General features: G+C 59.7%; 7 protein-coding genes. 2 read left to right on the forward strand and 5 right to left on the reverse strand.

What is annotated here, in order from left to right:
- Positions 1–497: 497 nt before the first annotated feature.
- Together VSS37_RS10215 and VSS37_RS10220 are read right to left on the reverse strand one after the other, a co-directional pair.
- Complete coding sequence (locus VSS37_RS10215) at positions 498–917, reverse strand: type II toxin-antitoxin system VapC family toxin (RefSeq protein WP_324694905.1); 420 nt, start codon at positions 915–917, stop codon at positions 498–500.
- A complete protein-coding gene (locus VSS37_RS10220) occupies positions 917–1,141 on the reverse strand; it encodes an AbrB/MazE/SpoVT family DNA-binding domain-containing protein (RefSeq protein ID WP_324694908.1) in 225 nt (74 codons plus the stop codon). The genes VSS37_RS10215 and VSS37_RS10220 overlap by 1 nt, the downstream gene beginning before the upstream one ends.
- Before the next feature lie 212 nt (positions 1,142–1,353).
- On the opposite strand from VSS37_RS10220, the gene VSS37_RS10225 reads away from it, so the two are divergent.
- Entirely contained in the window at positions 1,354–1,509 is a 156-nt protein-coding gene (locus VSS37_RS10225; protein ID WP_324694909.1) for a PIN domain-containing protein, read from the forward strand.
- On the opposite strand, the gene VSS37_RS10230 is transcribed toward VSS37_RS10225, so the two are convergent.
- Entirely contained in the window at positions 1,506–2,135 is a 630-nt protein-coding gene (locus VSS37_RS10230) for a DUF3164 family protein (RefSeq protein ID WP_324694911.1), read from the reverse strand. The two genes, VSS37_RS10225 and VSS37_RS10230, sit on opposite strands and share 4 nt — an antisense overlap.
- 80 nt (positions 2,136–2,215) lie before the next feature.
- Here VSS37_RS10230 and VSS37_RS10235 point away from each other — a divergent pair, with 80 nt between their 5' ends.
- A complete protein-coding gene (locus VSS37_RS10235; RefSeq protein WP_324694912.1) occupies positions 2,216–2,626 on the forward strand; it encodes a hypothetical protein in 411 nt (136 codons plus the stop codon).
- Here the strand turns inward: VSS37_RS10235 and VSS37_RS10240 are convergent.
- Both VSS37_RS10240 and VSS37_RS10245 read right to left on the reverse strand, forming a co-directional pair.
- The gene (locus tag VSS37_RS10240; RefSeq protein ID WP_324694913.1) at positions 2,623–10,542 is read right to left on the reverse strand and encodes a PLxRFG domain-containing protein; all 7,920 of its coding nucleotides are present in this window, start codon (positions 10,540–10,542) and stop codon (positions 2,623–2,625) included. The two genes, VSS37_RS10235 and VSS37_RS10240, sit on opposite strands and share 4 nt — an antisense overlap.
- Positions 10,543–10,619: 77 nt before the next feature.
- The coding region (locus VSS37_RS10245) for a hypothetical protein (RefSeq protein WP_324694915.1) at positions 10,620–11,637 on the reverse strand (1,018 nt) is incomplete at its 5' end.

An 11,637-nucleotide genomic window follows, 5' to 3' on the forward strand; every position in this document is an offset into this window, starting at 1 on the left:
GCTCATCAAGGTGAAAAGCCTATTGTCTGCTTTTTCACCTTGAAAGGCATAGTGTATAGTCACTATACATAAAGAAGGCGAACACGGGAGAGCCAGAGGGAGCCTGAGAATGAATGTAGATAAAAAAGACATTCCGTATGACTTGGTAGAAGCTAAACTACTTAAATTGAAGATAAATAAGGAATTAATTAAATGAACACGGTTTCAGACTTAAGGAAAGAATTATCTGATATTTTCTATAAGCTAAAATCTGGCGAAATATCGCCAAAATAGCATCTGAATTAAATAATACAGCAGGCAAGATGATTAACTCGGCAAAAGTTCAGGTTGAATACCAATTAGCAACAATGGAAAAAGATAAAGTTCATATAAAATTTCTGGAAGGTGATTGATTTTTGTCAGCCTAACCCTCTGCATTAACGGGCGGCGCATGGAGTAGAATGGTAAAATCATGTGCTGTCACGCCGTCCGTCGTCGACACACTCGTTGGCTATTTTTTAATGATCTTCGCTTTTTGGATCAATGAGTTTAAGTTGTGGGTAATAAGTCGTATATTTGGCTGAGTCTCTGGTTATTAAATCAAATTGAGAGACTGTTGCATGTGCACCGATGAAGAAATCAGGCAGAGGGGAATTTTTTGTGCCTTTATTTCTTCTGTATTGTAAAAATACTTTTCCTGTCAGGAATAGTGCCTCTCTTGGTATCTCTAAAACTTTTATTTCAAGTTCAGTCAAGGCTGCCTCTAATTCTTCGATCTTCTCGAAACCAATAGACAACTCGGTGTAGACAATTGAATTTATATATAACGTATTGGTCTGACTGTATTTATCGAGAATATTCTCTGACCAGTCAGCCCAATTAGGATCATTTGTGAACAAATCAAGCAACACACATGAGTCGACAAAAACGCCGTTCATTATGTCTCCCTTGTGAGCCCCATGATCTGGTCGGTTGACATTTTAGCCGTTGCTATGCCTCTAAACTTATGGAATTTTCCTGTGGCGGTGGTGGGTTCTCCGACTTTGACTATGTAGAATCTTCCATTTTCTTCTTTGAAGTCAACTTCAGTTTCAGGGGAGATCCCTAGCATCTCTCTGACATTTCTAGGAATAGTGACTTGTCCTTTCGTTGTTACCCGCATGATGTTTACCTTTTGCCCTCAAGTAATACTTTTATGGTATTACCTATTCTAACGATAAGCAAGCATCATATTTTTCTTGATTCTTTTCTGTATCTTGAGATAGAAACAGGCTGAAATGTTATAATAAGCCCTTGTTTTTATTGCAACTACTACTATTTTCTTTTTCTTTATATGATTTGACTGCGCAAGCTGGACATCCATGCCGGGGAATATTGCACCGCCGTCACCGTCTGGCACGAAATGCACTACGGCCTTGGGCGGCAATCGCACTCTCCAACCAACTCATCCTCGTCACCCGCAACGTGGATGACTTCAGCATGTACAGCCAACTGGTGGTCGAAAACTGGTTTTCCGCCCAACCCAACTAACCCACCGCCGCCAAATCCAGCGGGATATGCCGGTAAAGCCCGGTCGCCCCAACGCGCTCATACACATTCAGGTAAACGGTCGTCCCGCTCGCCTGGATCGAATCCCGCAACGCCCCCATCGCCCTCGCCCACTCATCATCCTGCATCTCCAGGCGCAACAGCGACAACACCGCCGCCGTCCTTAGCTCCCCCTGCGCATTCGGCTTGAACGCCCGCATCACCAACGACTTCAGGCGCGCATCCGCCCCATCCGACCAACGCTCAATGCACGCCTCGATCAGCGCCTTCGCCGCCTGCAACTCCTCCGTGAACGTGATCACCGCCGCCATGCTGCGCACCAGCCGGAAGCGCCCATCGAACGACGACAACGTCACATTGCCCTTATCCCCGCCCACCTTCGCCCCATAGCGCTCCGCCGACACCACCACCAAGTCAACGATGTCCGCCAACGACCCGCGCTTGAACTCAGCCAGCTCCCCATTCAGCCGCTTGGCATGGGCAGCCACCCGGCACACCACCTCATCCCGCAACAAATCCTGCTCCCGGATCTGCCCCACCGGCACCAAATGCCCCAGCGCATTCTCACGGAAACCCACCGGCACAACACTGTCAGCCACATCAGCCATAAAAACCACCAGAAAAACACAAAATTTGAACAACATCAGTATAATGCAATTCAATCTACGCCATAAAAAAAGGTAAGGTAATGCTGGCCAAGACACCACTGCCACCCGCCATGGCCGACAAAATCGCCAAGGCGCTGGAACGCCACCTGCAAGACACCACCCGCCACCGCCTCGCAAACTGGGGCCGCTGGTGGCACCGCGACAACCAGCTACAGATCGACCGCAGCACAGGCCAGATCCGCACCTCCCCGTCCGGCACCCTCATGGCCAACGCCCCTGTGCGCGCCAACACCGGCTACTGGCACGACGCGCCCGCCCCCATCGACGAAGCCGACGCCCTCGCCCTCCACCAGCAAATCATCACCCTGCCGCCCATCCAGCGCCGCGCCCTCGCCGCCCACTACGCCGAACGCGCCGCCAGCACCACCGCCCAACGCCAAGCCCGCCACCGCGCCATCCACACCCTCACCTTCACCACGCCTGGATGCTAATCGACATTCAACCCGTCCGCGACAAACCTTCGGCTTTTCGCCATGTAAACCCCATGCAACGAGCTTTGTGACCGGCGCACCCTGGACTTGATGGCATTCTTCAAATCCTTCCCCCTGATCGGGTCAGCATCCGGGTGTTCACGGTTCCACGCCATGGCATCATCCACAGCCTCCTGCATCGCCGCGCCATCACCCTCCATCCACGCCAAATAATACCGCCCCAATATCCTTGTCTTGCGGCCAAACACCCGCCCCTCATAATTCTTGCTGTCCGTATTCTCACGATACTGCCGCGACACCTTGCTGGAACCAAACCCCATCCCCTGCCAAAAGGCATCCCACAGCCCATACTCCCCATCCCACGGCATCGCCGACAACTTGCTGCCAACCACCGCATCCCCCCTCAGGTTCAACACCCCCTCACTGCCAAACCGCATCACCTTCAGGTAATCCTTGGCAAACTTCGGCATTGCCGTCTCCACCGCCCGCCACTCATGCCCATCACCCCACAACTTCGGCACATCAAGCACAAGGTTGGCCGCATACCCAACCACCGGCCCCATCATCGCCTCAGAAAACTGCAACTTGGCGCTGTCCCCCTCCAGGTCACGGTCACTGGAGCGCACCAACAAATCATCCAACGAAATCCGCGACGACAGATCAACACCCGTGGCAGCATTCACCGCCCCACCAAACACCAGCGTCTCCAGCCACTCACCACCAACCCCGCGCAACCACGCCCGCACCTCCGCCTCCCAATCCTCCTCCTCATCCAGCACCAGCGCCGCCAGCACCATCAGCGCCACCGCCGCCCCGCCAGTCCCAAGGATCGCGTTCTGCGTCCCATACCTCGCATTCGCATACGTGAACGCCGTCGTCGCCCCCACCAGCCCAATCGGCAAGGCCGACACCCCACCCATCGCCAGCGTCATGCCCAGGATGCCCAACAGCTTCACCTTCGCCGCCTTCGCATCCTCGCCACCCTTGCCCCACTGGTGCGCATTCCGCAGCAAAAAATAAATCATGTGCTGGCTATAAGACTTGAACATCAGGAACAGCTTCGCCATATCACCCTGCATCACCCGCGCCCGGTTCGCATTCGCGTAATCGAACTGCGACTCCCACGTCGCATCCCGCGCATACTTCACCGCCTCCTCATGCCCCATCCCAGACTTCCGCCCCAACCGATAACCCGCCAGCAGCATCACCTCCCGGTTCACCACCTCCGCCTTATGGAACAAATGCGCCGTCCGCCCCATCCACTTCTGGTAAGTCGGCGAATTCTGGATAGAATCATTGTCCCCGATCCCCGCCAGCATCTGCGCCTGGCTCTTGTCGATCACCCCATCCTCGTGCCACTGCCTGAACGCCTCCAGCTCATCCTCGCCCATGCCATCCCGCGACAGCGCATCCTCCCCGGCAAGCGCCTCCTTCACGCTCAACAGCCTCACCGCATCCAGCAGCGCATCTGCCGCACCCTTCCAGCCAAACTTGGCCGCCAACACCGGGTAGCCCACCACCGCCACCTGCGACAAGTTCACCAGCGCCGCCGCAGGCGACACCCCAAGGTACATAAAGAACCCAAACGAGCTTGTCCAGTTCGTCCACGGCGCATTGGTCGGCGACATCACCCAATCATGGCGCAGCTTCAACTCCTCGCGCACACTCCCCGCCAACAGCCGGTCACTGTCACCCACCGCCTCGGTGGACTCCTCCGCCACCTTGTCCAGCAGCCCCTTCAGGTCATCCCGAGCCTCCAGCTTCGCAATCTGCCGCGCCTGGTGCGACATCTGGTAACCGAACGCCTGCAACGCATCATCCGCGTAACCCATCACCCCCTTACGGTGGATCGCATTCTTGCGCATCGACAGCTCCGGCAACATCTCCAGCAGCATCTGGTAAACCTCATCCGGCACCTCCAGCCCATCCTTGCCCATTTTCCCCATCAGCCCCGTCAACGCCCCCACCTGCGCCATCTCATCCTGCGTCTTGTTCTTGTTGATCTTGCCCGTCCCCACGCCAGAATACCGGCTGTCACCCCGCAGCGCCGCCGCCGTGCGCATCGCCTCCCCCGCCGTTGCGAACATCATGAAAACCGGCTCGTTCGGGTCATCCTGCAACACCCAGCCATCCCCCTGCTGAACCGCCACCAACCGCTTGCCCACCAAGTCAGCGCGCGTGTTCGCCGACGCCATCGCCAACGCCTCAGTCTCCCACTGGCCCGCCGCCGCCAGCGCCTCCGCCTCCGTCCCAAACTTGCGGCCATCCTTCGCCACCTGCCACCAGCTCTCCCCAGTGTCCTTGTTCACATGCGCCTCCAGCTTCACCCGGCTGGTGTCCTTCGCATACGTCGTCACCCCATTTTCCAGGTCATCCCGCGCCAACGACGCCCGCACAAAATAATCACCCTGCCGGTGCAGCGGGAAATAGATCCCCTGCACCCTGGCCGACTCAAACTCATGCTGCAACTCCGCCAAGACCGCCTTCTTCTTCCCATCCGGCATCTCCGACCGCTCAATCGCCCTCACCAACGCCTCATGCTTGCGCTTGAACCGCGCCTCATACATATCCCGCGCCTCCGTGAAAATGTCCCGCGCCTCCTCGGGCAACGCCGCAAACTTCGCCGCCAGCGCATCAAACTTCCCCACCGCCTTCTCACGCCTGGCCAGCGCATTCCTCGCCGCCCGCCAATCATCCTCCAGCCGCTTCGCCACCTGCTTCAGCCCCTCATAACTCTCCCGCCTGCCCTTGCTGCGCACCGCCCTGTTGCGCGCCTCCAGATAGCGCTTGCGCAACAGCCTCAACACCTTCGCATCCACCTTCAAGGCCTCACGTTCCGCCACCGCAAAAATGTCACGCTCCGGCATCCCCAGCTTCTCCCGCCACACCGGGTCAGCCACCACAATGCTTATCTCAGCATCCGGCACCCCCACCAGCGACGGGTCAACCCCCTCCAGCGTCGCCCTGTGCATCAGCCACGCCAAGCGCTTTTTCACCAACCCATCCAGCGCCGCCCAACGCCGCCCCAGCTTCGCCGACGCATCCAGCATCTGGTTCGTGTCCGTCATCATCCGCTCAACCCGGTCCATATAGCCACGCGCCGACGGCACCACCTTCTCCCCGACCTCCGCCAACTGGCGCAACGTCAACGCACCCAGCCCGCCCGTCTTCACCACCTCCAGCGCATTGTCCCGCGCCCACGCCCACGCCTTGCGCCCCAGCTCCCCCGCCCTGTCCATGCCCTTGGCGGGCGCACCCATCGGCACATCATCCCAAGCGTTGGGCGTGGCCTCATCCGCCCCATCATCCGCAACGGAAAACTGCGCCCCATCATTTTTGCCATTTTCTGGGCGCGCACCCTCTGACGTGCCCATATTCCCCTGTTTTTGGGCACCGTTATCGGCTTGCCTTTCCCTCAGCCCGCGCATAAAATTGAAGATAGCCCCGCGCTTTGCCCCTTGTGGCCCGGCCCCTTCTTGGGATGCGGCAGAGGAATTGAAAGCAGGCGCGGCGGCAAATTCCCTTACAACAACCTCATGCACATACAGGCGGCTTCCATTGGCATCCTGCCTGACCTCCATCAAAAGCCTGAATGTCTTGTCACCAATCCCAATGGGCGCGGCCACGATGTAGGCCTTTGGCTTTCCATCAACTGCTGGCAAAGACCCCAAAACATGACCGTTTGCCAAAGCATCAGGGACAAGAAAAAACGCCTGCGCCTTATCCCGGCCAATGCCGTGGCCAATGGAATCCAATGCAGCGCGCTTGTTAAGCCTGATTGCGCCAAGCAACGGGTTAACCACCTCATTGCCATGTTTCAAACCCCAAAAATCAGCAACCCATCTAGCCAGCTCCCCGACCTTCCCAAACACCGGCACTTCATCGCCGCGCATCGTCGCCACCGGCTCACCATGGTCAAGCCAGTCAAGGTCATCGCTGATAGTCTGGCTGAACATGGGCTGGCCACCATTTTCCTGACGGCCAGTGGTTGCCTTGTTTTCAGTGGCTTGCTGTGCGTTATCGGCCTGTGCAGCTACCGTGCCACCATCCACCCAATACCGCGCCGCCCGCACCGCCAGCGCCTGGATGTCAGCAGGCGTCAGGTTCCTCGGTTGCGCCCATGACGGCAACGCCACCAGCGCCCACGCCCGCACAGCCGCCACTATCCTGCCCACCAGCAACCGCGCCGCGCCGTACCCTTCCCGGTTCGGGTTATTGGTCACGTCCTCCGTCAGGTACGCCAGCCGTTCAGACCCAACATGCTGTTCTGGTGTACCTGCCGCCTGCTGCCGCCGGTCGGCCTCAACCGCATAAGGGTTGCCACTGGCCAGCAACCGGTTGAACGCCTCCACCACCCTCCGGTAATTCCCACCCAGCATCCTTTCAAGGCCAGCATGCCCACCCGCCTCGTGCAGGAACACGCCCCACGCCTCACCTGGCTTGATGTTCTGCGGGTACAGCGTCACCACCCCATTAAGGTGCATCCCCTGCGCACCCGGCCTTGACGGGCCATCCGCAAACACCAGCCTGCCAGACCGTTCCAGCAGCGCCAGCAGCTTCGCCCCTAACTTCGCCGCCAGTTCTGAGCGCAACCCGGAAACAGAAAGGCCGGAACTTGTCCGGCCTTTGGCGCCATTGAAATTCTCTATCCTTTCGGCGATACTGAACAGAAGCCCGGTTGAGCGGATTGAAGTCAGGTCGACGCCATCAGCGTCAGCAGATGCGGCAACCCATTGAGCAACCGGGCCACTTTCTTCAAACTCAACAGCCTCAACGGAATAAATACGGTTAGGCGTCACGCCATCAGTCATTTCCTTTACGGTAATCTTCACCGCAACCGCACGTCCATTTGCAACCATAGGCACAAATAACCGCGAAATTCCGCCAATATTGGCATCGCCAGCCCTGTCAGCTTTTTTCCACCCCAGCACCGCCCTTTCAAATAAGACATCCAGGTTAGCCACCACCATCGAATGCAGCTCGGCTGAACTCGACTTCCCAACCGCCTTCCCACTCAGCATCTTGTCCAACGAATTGCGCGACACCACCCCAACAATGCCACTGTCAGCATTCAGCAACGGCTTGCCCTGAAATGCCTTGGCCGCCTCACGCGCCTCGGCAAAGTTATGCGCCTCCCTTACCGGCCCAACAAAGCCCGTGCCAGCAGCCTCTTGTCCAGATGCTGAATGCTGGACATCGCGTGGTTGCGCAGCATCTGGCGCAGATAATGCCTGTTGTGCCTCAGCGCCCAGCGCGCCCTGGCTGACCAGTCCAGCATCCTCATTCCCTCCCCTGCCCTTGTTAAGCACAAAAAAATCCTGCCCGCGCATGACATAGCCGCCATTCGCCAGCTCACGCAGCGGGATGGCCTTGGGCGTCACGATGTTGCCCATCTGGACATCATCATAATGCACGGTGTCGCCCACAATCCCCGTGACATACCCGCCCACCTGCTGCTTGCCACCTGCCGCCCTGCTGCCTTTCACCTCCAGCGAAAACTCATCCCCCACCATCAGGCCAGCGATGTCCACCGCCTTGGCCTTGCCAGCCGCCCGGTCAGCCTTGAACTGCCCAGCATTCGCCCGCGTCACCGGGTCAGCCATCTGGCGCGTTTCCCCCACCACCTTCCAGCCATTGCGCTCCGCCTTCGCCGTGTCGCGGTGCGGCTGGCCTACAACGCCGCCAGCACCCGAGCCAACCGCCGCCCCATTGTCGGGTAAGCCACCAGCAGATAAGTTGCCGTCAGCCCCACCCTGTCCGACCCCAGCGGACACCGGCTGCCGTTGACCCTGCCCCACCACGCCATCATCCGCTTTGCCTCCCGGTAAAAGCTCAGAATCCACGCCTGCGGCAACAGCAGCGCCTGCCGGTTGCGCCTGCCCATCTGGCTGCCCGGTTTCCGGCACAACAGCCCCACCGGCTGCCCCCATTCCGTCGTCCTGCACAACACCACCACTGGCCGCGCCATCCTCCGGCGGCGCAATTCCTGCTGGCGTTTCTGCCGTGGCCACTGGCTGTCCAACTGCTGCACCTTCATTAACTGCTGCATCTTCATTAACTGCTGCATCTTCATTAAGCGTCAAATCCTCTGGTGTAATGTCCCCAACCGGCACATCAGGCGTCACCCGCCCAGCGCCACCCTCCATTTCCGTCGGCTGCACCTCATCCACCGGCGCGCCCACCGCATCCTGCCGCTGGCCAGCAAATGCCTGCCCCATGCCAGAGGCCCCGCTTGAATGGCCAGGCATGACCACACCACCACTGGAGCCAAGCGCCAGATTCCACGCCTCATCAGCCGTTTTCCCTTCGGCAACCGCAGCAGCGTAAGCCCGGCGTGCAGACTGCAAAGCCGCGCCAACCTTGTCAGCAGACACCGCCGCCGAATTGTTGCCAGTCCCCGCGTATACGCTCTTGCCGGTGCGCGGGTCAGCAAGGCTCGCCCACTCCTGAAGGCTCGCCCACTCCTGCGCCGCCGCCAGTTGCGCCGCCCCCAGGTTATCATTTTCGCCACGGATGAAGGCAGCAATGGCAGGGCGTTTCCCCTGGGTGAGGTAGCCTGAAAAAATGCGCTCCTGCAATTCTGGCGTCACCTTTTCATCACGCGAAATGCCCAAGGCCGCAACCGCCCCCTCCATGGTTGTCGGCACAATCTGGTATTTCCCGAACGCAAACACCCGGTCTGGGTTCCCAGGCCTCAATGATTGGCGCTGCATCAGCTCGCCAACTGTCATCTGCGAGAAGTCAATCTTTGCGCCGCCCGCGTCACCAGCTTTGCCCCGGTTGAAGCTGCCATAATCGCCCTCATGGGAAGAGATCAAGGCAGACAGGCCACCAGCAGCAGCCGGTTCCGGCTGTGGCTGCGCTTCCGGCGGCGCATCCTGCCCCGGCTGGCCATCCCACAAATCCTCCGCCTCATAATCGACCAGCCCATCCTTGCCCCCGGCGGCCTTGTTGTACACATGCCCAGCACCGGCAATGCCACCCGACAGCAACGCCGTGGAAACCGCCGTCACCGCCTGCCGTTCCGCCTGTATCGCCACCTTCTCGCCCAGCGTCTTCGCATTCTCCAGCTCCTTGTCCAGCCCCTCCGCATAAGCATTCACCGACTGCCCCAAGGTCGCCACCTGCTCCCCCGCCATTTCACCGACCAGGAAATGCTTGAGCGCCCGCTTCACCCCCTCCTTGCCCTGATCCTTGAAAACCCGCGTCAGCACCCTGGCCGGGCCATACTCCGTGGCCAACTCAATGCCCGCATCCACCGTCGCGTACCGGTCCGCATCCGCCGCCCCCTTCCCGGCAGCCCTCGCACTGGCATAACTGTCGCCATAGGTCTCCCCGCCCAGCACCGCCGCCATCGCCGCGCCTTTCAGCCTGCCACGGGTCGCATATTCAGCCGCCACCGCCGGGACCATCAGCGCCCCAGACTCAACCGCCCCGCGCAAACCCTTCTGCAGGATGTTCAAATCTGGCGGCGTGGCCGCCTGCGTCTCCGCATCATTGCGGCGGATGCCCTCCAGCAACGACTGGCGCGCCGCCCCAACCGTGCGGTCGGCACCGTCATAGCCACCACTGGCCAGCGCCAAGCCAGCGCGGACACCACCATACAGCAGGCCATCCTTGTCGCCTGCCGGGGTCATCGCCAACGTGTCCCTCACCGCCCGGCCAAGCGCCGAGGGCGGCTCCTGCGCACCCTGGACATTGTCCAGCGCCCGGATGCCAAGGCCCCGCATGATGTTGCCGCCCCGGTTCGCAATCGAAGTGCCAACCCCATCCAGCGCATGGCCGAGCGAACCATCATGCGGCGCATCCTGCACCAGCGTGAACTTGCCCCAATCCACCGGCTTGCCGCCATCGCCGCCCGCCGCTGGCGCATCCTGCACCAGCGTGAACTTGCCCCAATCCACCTGTCCTGACATATCCCAATCTCCCAACGCAAAAAAAGCCCGGCCAGGCGTGAACCTGGCCGGGCTTTGCCTTTTAAGTCAAACACCCACTACAACGGCACCGGCTGCCCATTCACAACCCGATACTGCCTGCCCGCCCCATCCTTGACAATGGCCCCATCACGGAACGGCGCACCACCAGCACCAGCCTGTTGCGCCAACGGCTGGCCACCAGCCTCCCCGTAAGCCGCCAACTGCCTGCCAAGCGCAATCCCCGGTATCATGTCAGCCATGGTGTTGGCCGCCGCCGCCACCCTCCCCGGCTCCTGCGCCCGCCCAACAGGGGCAGGCACCGCCAACGGGCCATCCCCGTAAGCCGCACCAGACAGCGCCAGCGGGTCAGTGTCGCCACGCATCGCCGCAATCTCCGCATCCAGCGCCTGCGCCCGCTGCGCCACCTGCTGCAACTGTTCCGGCCTCATCATCGGGTCAGCCATCCATTCCGACAGCTTTTCCCGCTCAGACAGCTTGCCCTTGAACAGCTCCTTGGTGAAATAGTCCGGCTCCTGCGGCTTCGCCCGACCGGCAGGCATATCCACAAACGTCTGCCCAACCACATCAAACAATTGGCCATCCACCGTCATGTAGCGGTCTTTGCCCACGGGCCCCGCCTCCGCCTCCTGGTGGCCAACAGCCGCCAGAAACTCATCCACCGACCCAAACCGCCTCACACTGCCATTGCCCTGCACCTGCACAGCACCATCCGGCAACGCATCAACCCTGACGCCCTTGCCGTAAGCCGCCGCCATCGCCCGGTTCAGGCTGTCCGCATTGCCCGTCAAGCGGAAAACGTCAACACCATCCTGAAGTGCCGCATCGTGCATCTTCTCAATGTCCGACTGCAATGACAGCGCATTTTCCGTTGGCTGCAACTGCCGTGTGCTGTCCAGCTCCAGGCCGCGCTTCTGGTTCAACTGCCAATTGCCATAGTTGGAAATCTTCTGCTGCGCCACCGACAACGGCGTCTCCTGCGAATAGCGGTCGTTCTGCAACTGTCGTCCAGTGTTCTGCAAGCCAAGCCCCGCCACCGACAACGGCGTCTCCTGCGAATAGCGGTCGTTCTGCAAC

Source organism: Candidatus Thiothrix phosphatis (assembly GCF_035668035.1).
Lineage (GTDB): Bacteria > Pseudomonadota > Gammaproteobacteria > Thiotrichales > Thiotrichaceae > Thiothrix > Thiothrix phosphatis.